This window comes from Burkholderia sp. BCC1998, assembly GCF_905339875.1.
Classification (GTDB): Bacteria; Pseudomonadota; Gammaproteobacteria; order Burkholderiales; family Burkholderiaceae; genus Burkholderia.
In genome coordinates, this window is the sequence record NZ_CAJPHE010000022.1 from 120607 (window position 1) to 140395 (window position 19789).

A 19789-nucleotide genomic window follows, 5' to 3' on the forward strand; every position below is an offset into this window, starting at 1 on the left:
GCGTGGGCGTGGTTCATTCGGCCTCCCAGATCGTGAGGCGCACGGGCGTCGGGTTGTAGCCGTTGCACGGGTTGTTGAGCTGCGGGCAGTTCGAGATCAGCACCGTGACGTCCATCTCCGCGCGCATCTCGACGTACTTGCCGGGCGCGGAAATGCCGTCCTCGAACGTGAGCCCGCCGAGCGGCGTGACGGGCACGTTCATGAAGAAGTTGACGTTGCCGACGAGGTCGCGCTTGCCGAGCCGCGCACCCGCGCCGCACGTGCAGTGCGCGATCGCGTTGAGGAAGCTGTCGCGGCAGTTGTGCATGTAGCGCTTGTCGAGCGCATAGCGCACGGTGTTGCTCTCGGCCGCGCACGCGCCGCCGAGCGTGTCGTGGCGCCCGCACGTGTCGGCGACGATCGTCACCATCGGGTTGCCCCGGCTGGACAGCAGCACGCTGCCCGCGCTCAGGTACAGGTTGCGCTGCGCGCGAATCGTGTCCTGCGCGCTGTAGCGCTCCTCGGTGTCGTCGGTGCGATAGAACAGCGTGTCGACCGCCTGGTTGCCTTCCAGGTCGAGGATGCGGAAGACCTGGCCGCGTTTCAGGTCGTGCAGCCACGGTTCGCCCGCGTTCAGCGTGGTGTCGTGGATCGCGTCGCGCGGGTCGAGACGGCTTTCGATGATCGGCATGGTCCGGCTCCTTACGCGAACAGGCGGTCGGTGTTGGTGAAGCCGCGCATGTTCTCGGCGCACGCGCGCCGGCACGGATCGTCCTCGGGCGCGGCGCCGTCCGCCGGATACGCGCGGTACGCGATCAGCTTCACGGGCTTCGGCGCATAGTCCGGACGCGGATCGAGCGGATGCGGCGCGGTCGAGAACGCCGCGAGCGTGTTCATCTCGAAGCGCAGGTCGAGTGCGCTGCCGGCCGGCGAATGTCCGGCGACGAAATCGAGCGTGCCGTCGTCGCGCGTGTCGAGCCGGCTGAAGAAGTTGACGTTCGCGGCGAGATCGCGCGCCGACAATCCGTGTTTCGCGAGCTCGAGCACGAGGCTGTCGCGGCCGTTGCGGATCATCGCGTTGCGATCGGCCTGGTACGAGCTCGTGCCGTACTTGTGCGCGAACAAGCGCGCATCGCCGACGCCGCCGAGCGGGTCGTGCCAGCCGAGCGTGTCGGCCGTGATCGACGCGATCACGCGCCCCATGTCCGTGTACAGCGCATGGCCGCGCGTGAGATGCGCGGTGTGCTGCGCCTTCAGCGTATCGGCCATGTTGTAGCGTTCGAGCGGGTCTTCCTGGCGATGAAACACGGCGGACAGGTTCGCGCCGCCGTCGACGTCGACGACGCGCAGCGCGAGGCCGCGGCGCAGGATGCCGGACCAGTGGGTTCCCGCGGGAATCAGCGTTTCCCACACGACGTGCGGCGGCGGGGCAAGGAGGGCTTGGGGGCTCGGCGACATGGCGGCTCCGTGGAGGGTTGGACAAAAGGCGTGAGAGGGCGACCGAACGACATCGCGACCTCCCGGGCTTTTATCCCTCCGTGGAGCCTCGCCGTTTCCTCGAATCGAGGCGAAGGCAAGACCGGATTGCTCTCGGACCAGTCATCGCGCGGCGCGAACGCCGCACGACCGGAACCCTAGCGATCCTGAAGATGATGCAAATTGCTTCGCACCTCTCGAGCGTCAATCTAGCGAGTTGCGTGCCAGCCGCCGTGCAACGACCACACGACGACCGCGCAACGACCGCACGACGCGGCACGACGGCGCGACGACCCGCGGCATGCACGAATCGGCGGCGACGACGGCTTGCCCTCGCAGCGGGCGTGCGGCGCACCATGCGCATGCGATCGCGCACCGGCGCAGTGCGGATCGCGCGCACCTGCGCCGCGCGTTCGGCAATGGCATGGGCATTGCTGAACGGATGCATCGTCACTCGATATCTCACGCGTCATGAACAAGCTCGACCTGCTCCGGCGCGCATTGAGCGCGCTGTTCTCCGCCCGCTTCATCGAACTTCAGCGCGCCGTGCGGCGCCGTTGAATCGCGTGACCGCGTGCCATTGGCACGCTTCTCGCTCGGCATGACGCCGAGAGGTGCGGCAGCGTCGCATCTTAGGGGTGCTAGGGTTCCGGTTCATCGAACGTCTGGTCCGAGAGCAGCCCGGCGCGGGTGCGTCCGATCGCGAGACCGGACGCACCCGCGCTACACGGCGGGACAAAAGCCCGGGAGATTGGCGATGGCAACGGCCGTCGCGCCTCTCCGTGGCCGCTTCGTTCGTTCCGCATCCTCAGGAACCGGCCACGCGGCCGGACCGCGCACAGGCGCGGTCCGAATCGACGATCCCGATCCCGGTCTCCTGGAGAACAACGATGACCCGTCCCGCCCCGGCGTTCCGCCGCCTGCCGTCCCTCCGTTTCGTCCGTCATGCATTGGGGGCCGCCGTCACGGCCGCCGCGCTGTTGACGGCGCCCGCCGTGCACGCGGCCGCGCCGCTGAAGATCGGCTACAGCGACTGGCCCGGCTGGGTCGCGTTCCAGGTCGCGCTCGACAAGGGCTGGTTCAAGGAAGCCGGCGTCGACGTCGACTTCGAGTGGTTCGATTATTCGGCGTCGCTCGACGCGTTTTCCGCGGGCAAGCTCGACGCGGTCGCGGCGACCAACGGCGATGCGCTCGTCACCGGCGCGGCCGGCGCGAAGAACGTGATGATCCTGCTGACCGACTATTCGGCCGGCAACGACATGATCGTCGCGAAGCCGCCGCTGCGCACCGTCGAAGGCCTGAAGGGCAAGAAGGTCGGCGTCGAGCTCGGCCTGGTCGATCACCTGCTGCTCGAAACCGCGCTGCAGAAGCACGGGCTCAAGGACGGCGACGTCACGCTCGTGAATGCGAAAACCAACGAACTGCCGCAGGTGCTCGGCTCGTCGTCCGACATCGCCGCGGTGGCCGCCTGGCAGCCGAACGCGGGCGAGGCGCTGAAGCGCGCACCGGGCGCACGGGCGATCTTCACGTCGGCGGATGCGCCGGGGCTGATCTACGATGCGATCACGGTCGCGCCGGCGAGCCTCGCCGCGCGCCGGGCCGACTGGGCGAAGGTGGTCAAGGTCTGGTACCGCTGCGTCGCGTACATCAACGACCCGAAGACGCAGGCCGACGCGGTCAGGATCATGTCCGCGCGTGTCGGGCTCGCGCCGGAACAATACCTTCCGCTGCTGAAGGGCACGCACCTGCTCGACGAGGCTGCCGCGAAGCGTGCGTTCCGCAAGGGCGACGGGCTCGATTCGATCTATGGCTCGACGCGCAACGCGAATGCGTTCAACGTGCGTAACGCCGTGTACAAACAGTCGCAGGACGTCGACGCGTATATCGATCCGCGCTTCACCGCGCCGCACTGACCGTCGCGGGTTCGCTTGCAGGCCGGGCCGGGCATGCCGGTGGCGGGTCCGGCCCGCTCACCACGAACACCCGGGCACGCTCGTGCCCGATGGAGATCGAAGCAGCAGGACGCGGGAATCGTGCGCGGGCCGAACGGTTCCCGCGCATGCCGACCGCTCGCCGCGGCAAGCGTCCGGCCGTCGGCGAGCCTCGACGCCGCCATGCACGGCGCTCATGCGCTGCATGAAAACTAATCGATTGTTGGCAGCGCCGATCGACCCCGACAATCCGCTTCATGCCCGTTGCTTGCGGTACGGGCCACTCCCCCTCCCAATCGGCACGTCACGATCCATGAACCATCCCGCCCCTGTCTCCTGCATTGCCGAGGCCTGCGCGGCCACGGCCGCTCCGTTCCATGCGCGCCCCCGCACCTGCGGCGAAGCGCTCGTCGATCTTCTCGAACGCCAGGGTGTCGAATGCGTGTTCGGCATTCCCGGCGTGCATACCGTCGAGCTCTATCGCGGCCTCGCCGCATCGTCGATCCGTCATGTGACACCGCGCCACGAACAGGGGGCCGGATTCATGGCCGACGGCTATGCCCGCGTCACGGGCCGGCCGGGCGTCTGCTTCATCATCACCGGGCCGGGGATGACCAATATCGCGACCGCGATGGCACAGGCCTACGCGGACTCGATTCCGATGCTGGTGATCTCGAGCGTCAACGCGCGGCGCGAACTCGGCAGCGGCGACGGCCGCCTGCACGAGCTGCCGTCGCAGCGCGACGTGTTCGCGGGGCTCACCGCGTTCTCGCACACGCTGCTCGACGCGGCCGACCTGCCGCAGGTCCTCGCGCGCGCCTTCGCGGTGTTCGAAAGCGCGCGGCCGCGGCCCGTGCATATCGAGATCCCGCTCGACGTGATCGTGATGCCGGCGCCCGCGCTGCCCGCCGCGCCGCTCGCGCTGCCCGCGCGCCCCGCGCCGGATGCGAGCGCGCTCGCGGCAGCCGCCGACCTGCTCGCGCAGGCCCGGCGGCCGCTGATCCTGGCCGGCGGCGGCGCGATCCACGCCGCGACGGAACTGCGCGAACTCGCCGAACGCCTGCACGCGCCGGTCGCGCTGACGATCAACGCGAAGGGCCTGCTGCCGGCCGGCCACCCGTTGCTGATCGGTTCCACCCAGTCGCTGCCGGCCACGCGCGCGGCGATCCGCGAGGCCGACGTGGTGCTCGCGGTCGGCACCGAACTCGGCGAAACCGATTACGACGTCACGTTCGACGGCGGCTTCGCGATCGACGGCCGGCTGATCCGCATCGACATCGACGCACAACAGCTGATGCGCAATGCGCGCGCCGAAATCGCCATCGCCGGCGATGCGCGGCTGGCGCTCGGCGCGCTGTCGACCCGCGTGCACGAACGGCCGGCACCGGCACCCGAGCCCGGCTGGGGTGCGCCGCGGGTGGCCGCCGTGCGCGCCGCGATCGCGGCCGGCCACGACGACGACGCGCGTGCCCAGGCACGGCTGATCGAGACCATCGTCACCGCACTGCCCGGCGCGATCATCGCCGGCGATTCGACGAGCCCCGTCTACGTCGGCAATTTCACGCACGATGCGCCGGCACCGCGCAGCTGGTTCAACTCGTCGACCGGCTACGGCACGCTCGGCTACGGGCTGCCCGCCGCGATCGGCGCAAAGCTCGCCGCGCCTGCGCGGCCCGTGGTGTGCCTGATCGGCGACGGCGGCCTGCAGTTCACGCTGCCGGAGCTCGCGAGCGCGGTCGAGGCTCGCGTGCCGGTGATCGTGATCGTCTGGAACAACCGCGGTTACGGCGAGATCCGCAAATACATGGTCGAGCGCGACATCACGCCGGTCGGCGTCGATCCGTATACGCCCGATTTCCAGACGCTCGCACGCGGCTTCGGCTGCGCGGCGCAGGCGGCCGCGACGCCCGACGCGCTGGTCGACGCGCTGCGCGATGCGACGGCACGCCCGATGCCGACCGTGATCGAAATCGACGAGGCAACCTGGTTCGAACAGGTGGGGCGATGAGCACGACACCGGATCTCGCGTTCGATCCGCCGCTGCATACGCGCCACTTCATCGACGGCACGTGGCGCACGAGCGTCGGCGGCGCGACGCTGCCCGTCGTCGACCCGTCGACGGAAATGATCATCGCCGACGTCAGCGCAGGCGGCGAGGCAGACGTCGAGCGTGCCGTGCAAGCAGCATCGCGCGCGTTTCCCGGCTGGAAACGCACGACCGGCGCCACGCGCGCGGCGCTGCTGCGCGCCATCGCACGTGGCGTCGACGCACGGCGCACGCGGCTCGCGACACTGCAGTCGCTCAACAACGGCAAGCCGTTCGCCGAAGCCGAGATCGACGTCGCCGACGTGATCGCCACCTTCGACTACTACGCGGGCCTCGCGGAGGCCCTCGACACTGACGGCGAAACCGAGATCGCGCTGCCCGGCGGCGACCATCGCGCGTGGATCCGGCGCGAACCGGCCGGCGTCGCGGCGCTGATCGTGCCGTGGAATTTCCCGATGGTCACGACCGCATGGAAGCTCGCGCCCGCGCTCGCCGCCGGCTGCACCGTCGTGCTGAAGCCGTCCGAGATCACGCCGCTGCCCGAGCTCGAACTCGCCGCGATCGTCGCCGAAGCGGGCCTGCCGCCCGGCGTGCTGAACGTCGTGACGGGCACCGGCCACGAGGTCGGTGCCCGGCTGTGCGCGCATCCGCTCGTCGCGAAGGTGTCGTTTACCGGCAGCACGGCGGTCGGCGCGCAGGTCATGAAGACGGCCGCGGACACGATCAAGGGCGTCGGTCTCGAACTCGGCGGCAAATCGTCGATCGTCGTGTTCGACGACGCCGACCTCGATCACGCGGTCGACCTGATCGCGGGCGGCGGCCTGTTCAACGCCGGGCAGATGTGTTCGGCGACCTCGCGCGTGCTCGTGGCCGCCCCGCTCGCCGACGACCTGATCGCGCGCCTCGCGCGACGGATCGAGACGACCGTCGTCGGCCCGCCGTTCGCACCCGGCGTGCAGATGGGCCCGCTGACGAACCGCGCGCAATACGAGCGCGTGAAGCGCCACATCGCGCAGGGCCGCGCCGACGGCGCGCGGCTCGTGACGGGCGGCGACGCGCTCGCCGGCCCCGGCTACTTCATCCGGCCCGCGCTGTTCGCCGACGTGCCGGCCGGCTGCGCGCTATGGCGCGACGAAATTTTCGGGCCGGTGCTGTGCGTGCGCGCGTTCGACGCCGAGGACGACGCGATCGCGGCCGCCAACGATACCGAATACGGGCTCGTCGCAACCGTCGTCACGCGCGACGCCGAGCGCGGCAGGCGGGTCGCCAATGCGCTCGAAGCGGGCGTCGTGTGGATCAACACACCGCAACTGATCTATCCGCAAACCTCATGGGGCGGCTACAAGCGCAGCAGCGTCGGGCGCGAGCTCGGCCCGTTCGGGCTGGCCGCCTTCCAGGAGATCAAGCAGGTCATGACGGCGGCCCGCTGAGGCTGGCGACCCATGCGTTTATGTCATGGCGCGCATGCGGATATTTCGTTTGTTGCGGAAATTTGACCTCCCTACAGTTCATCCACACCCGCGCCGCCCTTCGGCGACCGGCATCGAACCACACGGCATCGTTCATCAGGAGACGGCCATGCAACACTTCAAGGCGGGCAGAAGGCAGGTGATCAAAACCCTCGGCACGGCACTCGCCGCATCCGCCATTCCGATGCCGTTCATCAGGACTGCGAAGGCTCAGTCGGGCAGCTTCGCGGGCAAGACGCTGCGCCTGCTCACCTGGTCCGACGATACCGGCGCGGCGGCGCTGCGCAACATCGCGGAAACTTTCAGCAAGCAGACCGGCGCGCGCGTGATCGCCGATCGCGCGGACGGCACGTCGGGGATGGTCGCGAAGGTCAAGGCCGCGGGCGAGCGGCCGACCTACGACGTCATCACGCTCGCGGGCGTCGGCGCGGCCGGCCTCGCCGACGCCGGCCTGCTCGCGAAGCCCGACCTGAACCGGCTGCCGAACCTGAAGGACGTCGCGCCGCAATACCGCACGGGCGCGAACGGCTTCGGCATCGGCTACCTGCTGTGGTCGGACGGGCTGATCTACAACACGGCGACCGTGAAGAGCGCGCCGTCGAGCTACGAGGCACTGTGGGATCCGAAATATGCGGGGCGGCTGTTCCTGCCGCCGCCGGAGTGGGCCGAAGCGGTCGACCTCGCGATCATCGCCGCGAAGCTGGCCGGCGGCTCGCAGCAGAACATCGATCCGGGGTTCCGGAAGCTCGCGCAGCTCAAGGATCGCGTGATGACCCTCGGCGAGAACCCGAACCAGGTCGCCGACCTGTTCCGCACCGGCTCGCTCGACATCGGCGGCATCTATTCGCCGGCGTTCTTCCCGGACCAGATCCGCAAGCCCGACTACAAGATGGGCGTGACGTACGGAATGAAGGAGGGCTTCGCGACGCAACTGATGTTCACGGTGATCCCGAAGGCGCATCCGGGCGACCTCGACCTGATCCACGCGTTCATCAACCATTCGCTCGACGCCGGCGTGCAGGGCCGGATGGCGGCCGACGTGCTGAACGGGCCCGTGAACGGCAAGGCCGTGATTCCCGCGGAAAGCCGCGCGTTCGTGCCGTCGCCGCAGCAGATCGCGGAGAAGGCCGTGCTGCACGACGACAAGGCGCTCGCCGTCGTCCAGCCGGCGTGGATCAAGCGCTACACGGGCCTCTTCGCGGCGTAACGACATGGCCTCCCTGTCCTCCCCCCGCGACGCGGCGCCGGCCGCCGGCACACCGGCCGGCGCCGGCTCGGACGCCGGGCCCGCGCTGGCCGGCGTGCCGCCGTGGCTGCTGCTCGCGCCGATCCTCGCGTTCCTCGCGTTCCTCGCGGTGCTCGTCGCCGCGACGCTCACCGTGTTGCGCATGAGCGTCGGCGTATCCGGCGACGAATGGCGGACCTTCACGCTGCAGAACTACGCCGATCTCGCGGACCCGTACTTCACGAAATCGCTGTGGCTCACACTGCGCCTCGCGTTCCAGAGCATGGTGTGCGCGGTGCTGCTCGCGATCCCGGTCGCGCTCGCGATGGCGCGCACCGAATCGCGGCTCGCGCGCCGGCTGATGCTCGCCGGCGTGTTGCTGCCGCTGCTCGTGAACCTGCTGCTGCAAGGTTATGGCTGGCTCGTGATGCTCGGCCCGGCGGGATTGCTCAATCGCGCGCTGCTGGCCTCGGGCGTCGTCGATCGGCCGCTGCAACTGCTGTACCGCGAGCACGGCGTGCTGCTCGGGCTGATCCAGACCGCGTTCCCGCTCGCCGTGCTGCCGCTGGCGAGCGCGCTGCGCGCGGTGTCCCGCGCCTACGACGAAGCCGCCGCGACGCTCGGCGCGAGCCGCTGGCAGACGCTGCGGCACGTGACGCTGCCGCTCGCGATGCCCGGCCTCGTCGCCGGCGCGCTGCTCGTGTTCGCATACAACGCCAGCGCATTCGCGGTGCCGCTGCTGCTCGGCGGCCGACGCGTGCCGATGCTCGCGGTGCTCGTGCACGACCAGGTCGCGCCGCTGCTCAACTGGCCGGCCGCGTCGGCATCGGGCGTCGTGCTGATGGCCGCGACGCTCGTCGTGATGGCGGTGTCCCAGCGCCTCGTGCGCACCCTGCAACGTGCCGGCGAGGTGAGCCGATGAATACCCTGCTCTTGCGTACGCCCCTGCCCGGCCGCCTCGGTCGCGCGACGGGCACGCTCGCGACGCTCGTGCTGTTGCTCGCCGCGCTGCCGATCCTGACGATGATCACGATGTCGTTCGGCGCATCGGGCACGCTCGAATTCCCGCCGCGCGAGTTCAGCCTGCACTGGTATCGCGCCGCCTGGCAGACGTTCGTGTCGTCCGATGCGGGCAGCGCGCAGTCGATGGGCGCCGCGTTGACGACCAGCCTCGTCGTCGCGGTCGCGACGATGCTGATCGCGACCGCCGTGTCGGTGCCCGCGGCCTACGCGCTGTCGCGCTGCCGCTTCCGCGGCAAGGCGCTCGTCGAGCAGCTCGTCGCGTTGCCGATCGTCTATCCGCTCGTGATGCTCGGGCTCGCGCTGCTGATCGTGTTCAACGCACTGCCGGTCGAGCTCGGCATCGTGCGGCTCGTGGTCGCGCACGTGATCCTGACGCTGCCGTTCACCGTGAAGAACTGCGCGGCCTCGGTAGCGTCGATCGGCCCGGACTTCGAGGAAGCCGCGTGCGTGATGGGCGCGAGCCCGCGGCGCGCGCTCGTCGACGTCGTGCTGCCGCTGATGCGGCCCGGGATTCTCGCCGGGATGCTGTTCGCGTTCATCGTGTCGTTCAACGAATTCACGGTGACGTTCTTCCTGTACAGCATCGACACGATGACCCTGCCGGTCTGGCTCTACAGCCGCACCGTGTCGTCGCTCGACCCGACCGTGTTCTGCTTCGCCGTGTTCACGGTCGCGATCGACTTCGCGCTGATCTGGATGCTCGAAAAACTCGTCGGCGACAAGGGCGTCGCGCTCTGATGCGCGCACGGCCCCGCCCTCGACCATGCAAGGAACCGTCATGACCCAGCTCATCCTCCAGAACGTGACCAAGCGCTTTCATCAGGCGTGTGCGGTCGACCACGTCGACCTGTCGGTGCCGGACGGCAAGCTCGTCTGCTTTCTCGGCCCGTCCGGCTGCGGCAAGACCACGCTGATGCGGATCATCGCCGGCCTCGACACGCCGACCTCCGGCACGGTGACGTTCGCCGGCCGCGACCTCACGCACGTACCCGCCAACCGGCGCGACTTCGGCATGGTGTTCCAGTCGCTCGCGCTGTTTCCGCACATGACGGTCGCGCAGAACATCGCGTACCCGCTGCGGCTGCGCAAGACGGACCGGGCCGCGCAGGCGCGGCGCGTCGCCGAGCTGCTGGAGCTGATCCAGCTGCCGCACATGGCCGACCGGCTCGTCACGCAGCTGTCGGGCGGGCAGCGCCAGCGCGTCGCGATCGCGCGCGCGATCGCGTCGTCGCCGCGCCTGCTGCTGCTCGACGAGCCGCTGTCGGCGCTCGACGCGAAGCTGCGCGAGGCGATGCAGGTCGAGATCCGGCTGCTCCAGCAACGGCTCGGCATCACGACGATCATGGTCACGCACGACCAGCGCGAAGCGATGACGATGGCCGACGAGATCGTCGTGATGGAGAAAGGCCGGATCCAGCAGGTCGGTCGGCCGCTCGACATCTATCGCGACCCGGTCAACGAATTCGTCGCCGACTTCATCGGCCTCGGCAACATCCTGCCGGTCGCGCGCGACGGCGACGACGCGATCGTCCTGCCGGGCGGACAGCGCCTCTCGATCGGGCGCGCGCCCGACACGCCACACGCGCCCGACGCCGTGCGCCTGCTGATTCGTCCCGAGGACGTATGCGTGCGACCGGGCGCGACGGCGTCGGGCGCGCCGAACACGCTCGCCGGCACGATCACGTTCGTGCGCGACGTCGGCGCGTCGATCGAGGCGACCATCGATTGCCGCGGCTTCACGCTGACGGCCGCGACCACGCCGCGCGAGACACCCGACCTGCACGTCGGCATGCCGGTTGCCGCCGAACTGCCGGCACACGCATGCAAGCTGATCGCCGCACGCGGCGCCTGATTTTCCTTTCGTTCCCCAACGCAGCAACAAGGATCCCGCCATGAACGCATCGACCCAAGCCAACCGCCTCGTGCGACGCCTGCTCGCCCGTACCGCCCTCCTCTGCGCCTGCGCCACGGGCGTGGCCGCCGTCGCGCCGCTCGCGCACGCCGACGCGCTCGACACGATCGCCAAATCGGGCGTCGTGCGCATCGGCGTGTTCGAGGACTACCCGCCGTTCGGTTCGATCGGCCCCGACATGAAGCCGCAGGGCTACGACATCGACATGGCGAACCTGATCGGCAAGGCGCTCAACGCGAAGGTCGAACTCGTGCAGGTCACCGGCGACAACCGGATGGCGTATCTCGCCGACCGCAAGACCGACATGCTGCTGTCGGTCGGACAGACGCCGGAGCGCGCGAAGGTGATCGACTTCTCGAACGCGTATGCGCCGTACTACCTCGCGGTGTTCGGCCCGAAGTCGCTCGCCGTGAAGGGCAACGCCGATCTCGCCGGCAAATCGGTCGCGGTCGCGCGCGGCACGCTCGAGGACCTGAGCATCAGCAAGGTCGCGCCGCCGAGCGCGACGATCAAGCGCTTCGACGACCCGAACGGCGCGATCGCGGCGTTCCTGTCGGGACAGGCGCAACTGCTGGTGGTGGGCAACGACGTCGGCGCGACGATCATCGCGCGTCATCCGTCGATCGATCCGGAACAGAAGTTCTCGCTGTTCAGCTCGCCCGACCACGTCGGCCTGAACAAGAACGAGCCGCGCCTGATGCAGAAGGTCAACGACGCGATCGCCGGCGCGAAGAAGAACGGCACGCTGAACACGCTGTCGCAGAAGTGGCTGCACGCGGCGCTGCCGGCCGATCTGTGATGCGCAGCGCCTTCGCCCCGCACTTTCGACCCAAGGCATCGCGATGAGCTACGTGTTCGACTTCAGCGATTTCGGTCTGTACGCCGGCATGCTCGCGCGCGGCGTCGGCGTGACGCTCGGCCTGACCGCGGCCGCGACCGTGCTCGGCGGCCTGCTCGGCACCGGCGGCGCGTGGATCGCGCTCGCCGGCCCGCGCTGGGCGCGCGCGCTCGTCGCGTCCTACGTCGAGCTGATCCGCAATACGCCGTTCCTGGTCCAGCTGTTCTTCATCTTCTTCGGGCTGCCCGAGCTCGGCGTACACCTCGACGAAGCGCAGGCGGCCGTGCTCGCGATGACGGTCAACCTGGGCGCCTATGCGGTGGAGATCCTGCGCGCCGGGATCGAATCGGTGCCGCACGGGCAAGTGCAGGCCGCGCGGGCGCTCGGGCTGCACGGACGGCAGGTGTTCGGCCACGTCGTGCTGCCGCAGGCGCTCGCGAACGTGTACCCCGCGCTGCTCGGGCAGGTCCTGATCGTGATGCTCGGCTCGGCGGTCGTGTCGCAGATCTCGGTGCCCGACCTGACCTACGCGGCCAACTTCATCCAGTCGCGCAATTTCCGCGCGTTCGAGATCTACATCGTCGTGACCGCGATCTACCTGCTGCTGTCGATCGCGCTGCGCATGCTGCTCAATCGCGTCGGCCGGCGGCTGTTCGCCGGCCGCACGCGCCACGGCGCGGCTGCCGCACCGCGGCGCACGCGGGTTGCCCGCTTCACGTGGCGCGCCCGCTCCCCTGCAACCCACCTGCCGACGGAACGTGCGCGATGATCGAATTCACTTTCCAGGATATTGCATGGAACCTGCTGCTCGCCGCGCGCTGGACCGTGCTGCTGTCGCTGATCACGTTCGCCGGCGGCGGCCTCGCCGGGTTCGCGCTGCTGGCAATGCGCATCTCGCCCGTGCCGGCGCTGCGCCGCTTCGTTATCCTGTACATCGAACTGTTCCAGGGCACGCCGTTGCTGATGCAACTGTTCCTCGGCTTCTTCGGATTGCCGCTGGTCGGCATCGACGTGACGCCGTGGGTCGCGGCGTCGGTCGTGCTGACGCTGAACGCCAGCGCCTGTCTGGCCGACATCTGGCGCGGCTGCGTCGACGCGGTCCCGCACGGCCAGTGGCACGCGGCGGCCAGCCTCGGCATGACGTGGACCCAGCGGCTGCGCTACGTGGTGTGGCCGCAGGCGTGGAAGATCGCACTCGCGCCGACCGTCGGTTTCCTCGTGCAGGCGGTGAAGAGCACCGCGCTCACGTCGATCATCGGGCTGACCGAACTGACCAAGACCGGCAACATCATCACCAACGCGGTATTCAAGCCGTTTCCGATCTACGCGATGGTCGCGCTGCTGTACTTCGCGATGTGCTTCCCGCTGACGTGGTATGCCCGCACGCTCGAGCGCCGCTATCGCGTCGCGAAGGCGCGCTGAACCGGCGCCGCGCGCGCCTCATTACGATGCAGGGACTTTCATGATTTCCATCAGCAACGTTTCCAAGTGGTACGGCCAGTTTCAGGTCCTCGCCGAGTGCACGACCGAGGTGAAGAAAGGCGAGGTGGTGGTCGTGTGCGGCCCGTCCGGCTCGGGCAAGTCGACGCTGATCAAGACCGTGAACGGCCTCGAGCCGTTCCAGCAGGGCGAGATCCTCGTGAACAGCCAGTCGGTCGGCGACAGGAAGACGAACCTGTCGACGCTGCGCTCGAAGGTCGGGATGGTGTTCCAGCATTTCGAGTTGTTCCCGCACCTGTCGATCGCCGGGAACCTGACGCTCGCGCAGGTCAAGGTGCTCGGCCGCGGCAAGGACGAAGCGGCCGAGAAGGGCATGAAGCTGCTCGATCGCGTCGGCCTGAAGGCGCATGCGCACAAGTTTCCGGGCCAGCTGTCGGGCGGCCAGCAGCAGCGGGTCGCGATCGCGCGCGCGCTGTCGATGGACCCGATCGCGATGCTGTTCGACGAGCCGACGTCCGCGCTCGATCCCGAGATGATCAACGAAGTGCTCGACGTGATGGTCGAACTCGCGCAGGAAGGGATGACGATGATGGTCGTCACGCACGAAATGGGCTTCGCGAAGAAGGTCGCCCATCGCGTGATCTTCATGGACCAAGGCGCGATCGTCGAGGACGACCGCAAGGACGATTTCTTCTCGAAGCCGAAGTCGGATCGCGCGAAGGACTTCCTCGCGAAAATCCTGCACTGAGCGATCCCGCGCCGCCGCCCGTTCCACGCCGATGCTCCCGATGAAACGACTGCCTTCCCTCAATGCGCTGCAGGTCTTCGACGTCGTTGCGCGACACGGCAGCTTCACGCGCGCCGCCGGGCACCTGTGCCTGACCCAGGGCGCCGTGAGCCGGCAAATCCTCGCGCTCGAAAGCTTCTATCAGTTTCCGCTGTTCAAGCGCACGCCCAAGGGGCTGACGCTGACGGCCGAGGGCGAGCTCCTGTTGCCGACGGTGCGCGAAAGCTTCGCGCGCATCGAGGAAGTGTCGATGCGCCTGTCGCGCAGGCGCACCGAACTCGCGCTGAAGGTGCCGACCTGCATGATGCAGTGGATGCTGCCGCGCATCATGCGGTTCCAGGCCGAGCATCCCGAACTCCAGGTGCAGATCACGACCACCTGGGAGCATCACGTCGATTTCCGCATGGAGCCGTTCGACGCCGCGGTGATCTACGCGCCCGGCGCCGGCCCCGACATGCATGCGATCCCGTTGTTCGAGGAACGGCTCACGCCTGTCTGTGCGCCGAGCCTGCTGGAGCGGCAACCGCTCGCGAGTCTCGACGACCTGCTCCGTCACACGCTGCTGCATCCGACACGCGATCACCGCGACTGGAAGCGGTGGCTCGACCATGCGGGCGCGCCGCACGTCGACTCGACGCGCGGGTTGAGCTTCGAGACGCTGGATCTCGCCACACACGCGGCGATCGACGGTTACGGCATCGCGATCGGCGACAGGACGCTGGTTGACGAGAGCGTGGCCGCGCACCGGCTCGTGATGCCGTTCAACGTATCGTTGCCAACGGGGATGGGCTATTACTTCGTGTATCCGCGCGGGTCCGAACAGCAGCAGAAGATCCAGCTGTTCGGCGACTGGATCGCGGACGAACGTGCGTGGCGCTGCGGCGACACGCCGGCCGAGCCGCCGTCTCCGTCATCGCCATCGCCATCGCCGAAACTTCCGGACTGAACCGCGTCACGCGAGCGCCGCTCGCGTACGCGGATCTGCCCGGTCATGCGGTCGACGAATCCCGCAGTGAGGGAAACGGTTGTCGTTCCTTTCTCCGCCATCGTCGGCGACGTAGCGCTCCCACCTGAAACCTGTCGACCAGACGGCCGGCCTCGTCGCGCGAAGCCGCGCGCGCGATCAGCCGATGCTCCGCGCCGCGGATTTCCGGCGTCTCGGACAGGAGCGCCGTGCCGCCTATGCGTTTCAGCAGATCGACGGCCGCGCCGAGCGCGGAATTCCGCGGTCGTCCCCGACTAGCCGTCGGCCCCGCCCCATCGCAGGCCGGCCGTCAGCCGCGAGGCCGGCACGGTGCTGCGCCGCGCACCGATCCGCCAGTCATGCCGATGGGCGTCCCCGCGCGATTCAACCCGGACACAACAACCGCAAACTTACGATTGAAAATAACTCTCATTTGCATTAAATTCCGGCGCGCAAATGTACCGTTTGGAACACGGATGCCGGCGCAACGCGGCTCGTGGTGCCCGAACGCGAACCAATTTCTCAGGGACGGGTATGAGCAGAAAGAACTGGGCGGCCGCACCGATGGCCATCGCCGTCGGCACGGTCGGGCTGAACGTCGCCAATGCGCAGGAGCTGGTGCTTCCGGCCGTCGAGATATCGGCGCAGCGCACGAAGGCACCGTTTCGCGCGCCCGACTCGACGAGCGCGACGCGCACCGAGGCGGATGTGATGGAGATCCCGTTCGCGGTCAGCAGCGTCGATACGAAACTGATCCAGACCGTGGCCGCCACCCGCGGCGAAGACCTGTACGACTGGGTCGCCGGCGTCGCGCGGCAGAACAACTTCGGCGGGCTGTGGGACAACTATGCGGTGCGCGGCTTTGCCGGCGACGGCAACACGTCCGGCACCGACTACCTCGTCAACGGCTTCTCGTGGAATCGCGGCATCAGCGTGCCGCGCGACACCGCGACGCTCGAGCGCATGGAAGTCCTCAAGGGCTCCGCGTCCGCGCTGTACGGCCGCGGCGACCCCGGCGGGCTCATCAGCTACACGACGAAGCAGCCGCAGTTCAAGCGCTCGAACACGATCGGCGTGTCGGCCGGCAGCTACGGCGCGCTGCGCGAGACGCTCGATTCGACCGGCCCCGTCACGCAGTCGCTCGCGTACCGCTTCATCGCGATGAACGAGGACAACGGCAGCTTCCGCGACACGGTGTCGAGCAAGCGCTACCTGTTCGCGCCGTCGTTCACCTGGGATATCGGCGCGGACACGACGCTCCACTACGAATTCGAGACCGCGCGCCAGCGCGCGCCGCTCGATCGCGGCGTGGTCGCGGTCGGCGGCCAGCTCGGCGCGGTGCCGGCGTCGCGGTTCCTGGGCGAGCCGCGCGACGGCGACTACGACGTGCGCAACTCGGGGCACCAGTTCACGCTCGAACATCGCTTCGATGCCGACTGGTCGGTCAACGCCGGCTTCGCGCAGCGCGACACCGACCTGTCCGGCCGCTCGTCCGAAGCGTTCGCGCTGCAGCCGGACGGCCGCACGCTGTGGCGCCGCTACCGGCAGGTCGCGTTTCACTCGAACGACGTGCAGGGGCGCGTCGAAGTGGCCGGCAAGGCCCGCACGGGCGCCATCGACCATGCGTTCGTGATGGGCGTCGATGCGTATCGCTTCAACTACGACCAGTTCGTCGCGCGCTCGACGCCGACGGCCGCGGCGCCGTATGCGATCGACATCTTCGATCCGGTGTACGGCCAGCCGGCGCCCGTGCCGCGCACCGCGACGAACCTGCTCGAGCGCGACGACGGCCAGGGCCTGTACGCGCAGGACACGCTCGCGTTCGGGCCGCACTGGAAAGTGCTCGCCGGGCTGCGCTGGGACCGCTTTCACCAGTCGGTCGAGAATCGCCTGAAGGGCGTGACGACGAGCCAGCTGCAAACGGCGCTGAGCCCGCGGCTCGGCATCGTGTACGAGGCCAGCGCAGCGCTGTCGCTGTATGCGAACACCGCGTACTCGTTCCGGCCGAACAACGGCGCCGACGCGAACGGCCGCGCGTTCGACCCCGAGAAGGGGCACGGCTACGAAGCCGGCGTGAAGTGGGCCGGCACGCGCTGGCTCGCGACCGTCGCCGCGTTCTACGTGAACAAGCGCAACGTGCTGACCGCCGATCCGGCGAATGCCGGGTTCTCGCGTGCGGCCGGCGAAGTGCGCAGCCGCGGCGTCGAATTCGAATGGAACGGCGAACTGGGCCACGGCTTGCGCGGCATCGTCAACCTCGCCTACGTCGACGCGCAGGTCACGCGCGACACCGTCCTGACGCCGGGCGCGCGCCTCGTCGACATTCCGCGCCTGAGCGGCAGCGCGCTGCTGATGTACGAAACCGCGCTGCCGCTCGTCGACAAGGCCGGCGCGGGCGCGGGCGTGATCTACGTCGGGCGCCGCGCGGGCAACACCGCGAACACGCAGGACGGCTTCGACCTGCCCGCCTACGCGACCGTGCAGCTCAACGGCTACGTGCAGGTCAACAAGCATCTGCGCGCGTCGGTCGTGCTGAACAACCTGTTCAACCGCACGTACTACGTCAGCTCGTACAACAGCCTGTGGGTCACGCCCGGCGCGCCGCGCAGCCTGTTCGCGTCATTGGCGTATTCGTTCTAGGCCGGCGCGGCGCGTCGACGGGCAGGCGCGGGGCGCGATTCGGCGATGCGTCGACGTGCCGGGGCGCGCATCCGGCCATCTCGAATCGTCAGGCAGCCAGCCACTGCGCCGCATCCGCCGCATCCACCGGAATCTCCGGATTGAACCGCGTCATGCAGTTCAGGTCGAGCGCGCGGATCTGCTCGGTCATGAAGTCGACGAAGATCCGGATGCGCGTCGGCAGGTGTTGCCGGCTCAGATAGCAGATGTAGTGGCCGCGATCCTGCGGCACATGCTGCGCCAGCGCGACGACGAGTTCGTTCGACGCGAGATGGTCGCGGATCTGGTAGCCGGCCATCTGCGCGATGCCCGATCCGTTCAGCACCGCGCGCAACACGAGATCGGCGTCGTTGAACGTGCGGCGCGCCGTCGGCAGGTACTTCTGTACGCGGCCGTCCACGTTGAATTCCCATTCGAACAGGCGCCCGCTCGCGAACCGGAAATTGATGCACTCATGGCGGTCGAGGTCCTCGATGCGTTGCGGGAGCCCGTGCGCCGCCACATACGACGGCGCCGCGCAGAGCGCCATCTGCATCGGAATCAGTTGCCGGGCGATGATGCTGGAGTCCTCGATGCGCCCGTTGCGGAACGACACGTCGATCCGCTCGGACACCAGGTCGACGGGCCGGTCGTCGAGCAGCAGATCGACGATGATGTCCGGATAGGCGTCCGCAAACTTCTCCAGCAGCGGCGCCACGATCTTCCTGCCGAACCCCGCGGCCGAGCTGATGCGGATGAGGCCGCGCGGCGGCCCCTGCCGCAACTCCAGCATGTCGTTCATCGCTTCGACGATCTGCGCCACGCCCTGATGGCAGTTCTCGAAGAATCGCCGGCCCTCGCACGTCAGCTCGGTCGTGCGCGTGGTCCGCTGGAACAGCCGCGTACTCAGTTGCGCCTCCAGCTTCTGCACGTTGCGGCTCACGGCCGGCCGCCCGACGCCGAGCAGTTCGGCGGCCTTCGTGAAGCTCCCTTCGCTCGCCACCGCAACGAACGCGAGGATGCCCGCATAGCTCGCACCGAAGCTCGCCGACAGCGCATCGGCGCGACCGGCCAGGTCGCGACGAACGTCGGGCTCCGATGTTTCCGAATGATTCATTTCCGCTGCCCCCAAGCATGCTGCTCATACGGATCGGCGCGTCGCCGGCATGCGCCGGCCAAGCGCCTGCGTGCGAACGTGATTCAGCGTCCCGCCAGCCACGCGTCGAGGCCGATGCGCCCGAGCCGCGCCGCGCCGAGCGGCACCAGCGACGTTGCCTCGACGCGGCCGCCGTAGTAGCGGGCGTCGCGATCGGTCATCACCGCGCGTGTGTCGCCGACCGACTTCAGATAGCGCGCGACGATTTCCGCGAACGGCGCGCGATCCGGGCCCGCGATCTCTATCGTGCCGTTTTGCGGCCCGGCGAGCGCGGCCTGCGCGACGAGGGCCGACACGTCCTCCGCGGCGATCGGCTGGAACAGTCCGTCGCCGATGCGCACGGTGCCGTCTTCCGTGCCGGCATCCGCGATGCCGCCGATGAATTCCATGAACTGCGTCGCGCGCACGATCGTGTACGGCACGCCCGCCGCCTCGATCGCCTGCTCCTGTGCGACCTTGGCCAGGAAATAGCCGTTCTCCGGCATGCGGTCGCAGCCGACGATCGACAGCGCGACATGATGGCGCACGCCCGCGGCCACTTCGGCCTTGCCGAGATTGCGCGCCGACGTGCGGAAGAAATCGAGCACCGCCTGCGGCTCCCATGACGGCGCATTCGCGACGTCCACGACGACGTCCGCGTCCGTCAATGCGTCGGTCAGGCCTTCGCCCGTGATGGTATTGACGCCGGTGCGCGGCGATGCGGCGAGCGCCTGATGGCCGGCTTCCTCGAGCAGCGTAACGACACGCGAGCCGATCAGGCCTGAACCGCCGATGACGACGATCTTCATCGCAAAATCTCCTGACGAATGAACTGCAGTGGAATGTGACGGGCGTGACGGCTGCCGGATCGGGTGAACGCGGCGATGGCCGTCCATCGCTTGGCG

At 68.8% G+C, this 19789-nt stretch carries 18 protein-coding genes and 2 riboswitches; of the genes, 13 read left to right on the forward strand and 5 right to left on the reverse strand.

Going from position 1 to position 19789, the window contains the following annotated elements; translation table 11 throughout:
• Positions 1–13 precede the first annotated feature (13 nt).
• Positions 14–670, reverse strand: a complete 657-nt coding sequence (locus U5A56_RS29860; protein ID WP_044848699.1) for an urea amidolyase associated protein UAAP2 — start codon at positions 668–670, stop codon at positions 14–16.
• A gap of 11 nt (positions 671–681) precedes the next feature.
• Entirely contained in the window at positions 682–1437 is a 756-nt protein-coding gene (locus tag U5A56_RS29865) for an urea amidolyase associated protein UAAP1 (RefSeq protein ID WP_044848700.1), read from the reverse strand.
• A 57-nt stretch (positions 1438–1494) separates the two neighbouring features.
• A riboswitch (guanidine-I (ykkC/yxkD leader) is annotated at positions 1495–1628 on the reverse strand.
• 457 nt (positions 1629–2085) lie between these two features.
• Positions 2086–2207: riboswitch (guanidine-I (ykkC/yxkD leader) on the forward strand.
• 138 nt (positions 2208–2345) lie between these two features.
• Here U5A56_RS29865 and U5A56_RS29870 point away from each other — a divergent pair.
• From U5A56_RS29870 to U5A56_RS29925, 12 genes are all read left to right on the forward strand, one after another.
• Positions 2346–3368 (forward strand): ABC transporter substrate-binding protein, encoded by a 1023-nt coding sequence (locus U5A56_RS29870; protein ID WP_124572071.1) that lies wholly within the window; start codon positions 2346–2348, stop codon positions 3366–3368.
• A 331-nt stretch (positions 3369–3699) separates the two neighbouring features.
• Positions 3700–5394, forward strand: a complete 1695-nt coding sequence (locus tag U5A56_RS29875; RefSeq protein ID WP_321926027.1) for a 5-guanidino-2-oxopentanoate decarboxylase — start codon at positions 3700–3702, stop codon at positions 5392–5394.
• Positions 5391–6863, forward strand: a complete 1473-nt coding sequence (locus U5A56_RS29880) for an aldehyde dehydrogenase family protein (RefSeq protein ID WP_321926028.1) — start codon at positions 5391–5393, stop codon at positions 6861–6863. Before U5A56_RS29875 ends, U5A56_RS29880 begins: the two co-directional genes overlap by 4 nt.
• A 148-nt stretch (positions 6864–7011) precedes the next feature.
• On the forward strand, positions 7012–8109 hold the full coding sequence (locus U5A56_RS29885; protein ID WP_124523434.1) for an ABC transporter substrate-binding protein: 1098 nt from the start codon (positions 7012–7014) through the stop codon (positions 8107–8109).
• Positions 8110–8113: 4 nt separating this feature from the next.
• Positions 8114–9049, forward strand: coding sequence for an ABC transporter permease (locus tag U5A56_RS29890; protein WP_321926030.1), 936 nt, complete (start codon positions 8114–8116; stop codon positions 9047–9049).
• A complete protein-coding gene (locus tag U5A56_RS29895; RefSeq protein ID WP_124489563.1) occupies positions 9046–9888 on the forward strand; it encodes an ABC transporter permease in 843 nt (280 codons plus the stop codon). The genes U5A56_RS29890 and U5A56_RS29895 overlap by 4 nt, the downstream gene beginning before the upstream one ends.
• Positions 9889–9928: 40 nt before the next feature.
• Positions 9929–11002 (forward strand): ABC transporter ATP-binding protein, encoded by a 1074-nt coding sequence (locus U5A56_RS29900; protein ID WP_321926032.1) that lies wholly within the window; start codon positions 9929–9931, stop codon positions 11000–11002.
• Positions 11003–11042: 40 nt separating this feature from the next.
• On the forward strand, positions 11043–11861 hold the full coding sequence (locus tag U5A56_RS29905; protein WP_124489561.1) for a transporter substrate-binding domain-containing protein: 819 nt from the start codon (positions 11043–11045) through the stop codon (positions 11859–11861).
• 43 nt (positions 11862–11904) lie between these two features.
• Complete coding sequence (locus tag U5A56_RS29910) at positions 11905–12669, forward strand: amino acid ABC transporter permease (protein ID WP_321926034.1); 765 nt, start codon at positions 11905–11907, stop codon at positions 12667–12669.
• Positions 12666–13322, forward strand: coding sequence for an amino acid ABC transporter permease (locus tag U5A56_RS29915; protein WP_044848710.1), 657 nt, complete (start codon positions 12666–12668; stop codon positions 13320–13322). The genes U5A56_RS29910 and U5A56_RS29915 overlap by 4 nt, the downstream gene beginning before the upstream one ends.
• Positions 13323–13362: 40 nt before the next feature.
• Positions 13363–14088 carry an amino acid ABC transporter ATP-binding protein gene (locus U5A56_RS29920; RefSeq protein ID WP_321926036.1) on the forward strand — a complete coding sequence of 242 codons (726 nt, stop codon included), beginning with the start codon at positions 13363–13365 and terminating at the stop codon, positions 14086–14088.
• Positions 14089–14128: 40 nt separating this feature from the next.
• The gene (locus U5A56_RS29925; RefSeq protein WP_321926038.1) at positions 14129–15073 is read left to right on the forward strand and encodes a LysR substrate-binding domain-containing protein; all 945 of its coding nucleotides are present in this window, start codon (positions 14129–14131) and stop codon (positions 15071–15073) included.
• Between the two features lie 43 nt (positions 15074–15116).
• On the opposite strand, the gene U5A56_RS37210 is transcribed toward U5A56_RS29925, so the two are convergent.
• Positions 15117–15323, reverse strand: a complete 207-nt coding sequence (locus U5A56_RS37210; RefSeq protein ID WP_415749241.1) for a hypothetical protein — start codon at positions 15321–15323, stop codon at positions 15117–15119.
• A 302-nt stretch (positions 15324–15625) separates the two neighbouring features.
• On the opposite strand from U5A56_RS37210, the gene U5A56_RS29935 reads away from it, so the two are divergent.
• A complete protein-coding gene (locus tag U5A56_RS29935) occupies positions 15626–17731 on the forward strand; it encodes a TonB-dependent receptor (protein WP_321926039.1) in 2106 nt (701 codons plus the stop codon).
• An 88-nt stretch (positions 17732–17819) separates the two neighbouring features.
• Here U5A56_RS29935 and U5A56_RS29940 read toward each other — a convergent pair whose 3' ends face one another.
• Complete coding sequence (locus U5A56_RS29940) at positions 17820–18866, reverse strand: LysR family transcriptional regulator (RefSeq protein ID WP_321926041.1); 1047 nt, start codon at positions 18864–18866, stop codon at positions 17820–17822.
• Between the two features lie 83 nt (positions 18867–18949).
• Positions 18950–19693 carry an SDR family oxidoreductase gene (locus tag U5A56_RS29945; RefSeq protein WP_321926043.1) on the reverse strand — a complete coding sequence of 248 codons (744 nt, stop codon included), beginning with the start codon at positions 19691–19693 and terminating at the stop codon, positions 18950–18952.
• Between the last annotated feature and the right edge of the window lie 96 nt (positions 19694–19789).

Excerpts from the sequence above, each read along its gene's own strand:
- U5A56_RS29860 (WP_044848699.1), bottom strand. The coding sequence starts at position 670 with ATGCCGATCATCGAAAGCCGTCTCGACCCGCGCGACGCGATCCACGAC.
- U5A56_RS29865 (WP_044848700.1), bottom strand. The coding sequence starts at position 1,437 with ATGTCGCCGAGCCCCCAAGCCCTCCTTGCCCCGCCGCCGCACGTCGTG.
- U5A56_RS29870 (WP_124572071.1), top strand. The coding sequence starts at position 2,346 with ATGACCCGTCCCGCCCCGGCGTTCCGCCGCCTGCCGTCCCTCCGTTTC.
- U5A56_RS29875 (WP_321926027.1), top strand. The coding sequence starts at position 3,700 with ATGAACCATCCCGCCCCTGTCTCCTGCATTGCCGAGGCCTGCGCGGCC.
- U5A56_RS29880 (WP_321926028.1), top strand. The coding sequence starts at position 5,391 with ATGAGCACGACACCGGATCTCGCGTTCGATCCGCCGCTGCATACGCGC.
- U5A56_RS29885 (WP_124523434.1), top strand. The coding sequence starts at position 7,012 with ATGCAACACTTCAAGGCGGGCAGAAGGCAGGTGATCAAAACCCTCGGC.
- U5A56_RS29890 (WP_321926030.1), top strand. The coding sequence starts at position 8,114 with ATGGCCTCCCTGTCCTCCCCCCGCGACGCGGCGCCGGCCGCCGGCACA.
- U5A56_RS29895 (WP_124489563.1), top strand. The coding sequence starts at position 9,046 with ATGAATACCCTGCTCTTGCGTACGCCCCTGCCCGGCCGCCTCGGTCGC.
- U5A56_RS29900 (WP_321926032.1), top strand. The coding sequence starts at position 9,929 with ATGACCCAGCTCATCCTCCAGAACGTGACCAAGCGCTTTCATCAGGCG.
- U5A56_RS29905 (WP_124489561.1), top strand. The coding sequence starts at position 11,043 with ATGAACGCATCGACCCAAGCCAACCGCCTCGTGCGACGCCTGCTCGCC.
- U5A56_RS29910 (WP_321926034.1), top strand. The coding sequence starts at position 11,905 with ATGAGCTACGTGTTCGACTTCAGCGATTTCGGTCTGTACGCCGGCATG.
- U5A56_RS29915 (WP_044848710.1), top strand. The coding sequence starts at position 12,666 with ATGATCGAATTCACTTTCCAGGATATTGCATGGAACCTGCTGCTCGCC.
- U5A56_RS29920 (WP_321926036.1), top strand. The coding sequence starts at position 13,363 with ATGATTTCCATCAGCAACGTTTCCAAGTGGTACGGCCAGTTTCAGGTC.
- U5A56_RS29925 (WP_321926038.1), top strand. The coding sequence starts at position 14,129 with ATGAAACGACTGCCTTCCCTCAATGCGCTGCAGGTCTTCGACGTCGTT.
- U5A56_RS29935 (WP_321926039.1), top strand. The coding sequence starts at position 15,626 with ATGAGCAGAAAGAACTGGGCGGCCGCACCGATGGCCATCGCCGTCGGC.
- U5A56_RS29940 (WP_321926041.1), bottom strand. The coding sequence starts at position 18,866 with ATGAATCATTCGGAAACATCGGAGCCCGACGTTCGTCGCGACCTGGCC.
- U5A56_RS29945 (WP_321926043.1), bottom strand. The coding sequence starts at position 19,693 with ATGAAGATCGTCGTCATCGGCGGTTCAGGCCTGATCGGCTCGCGTGTC.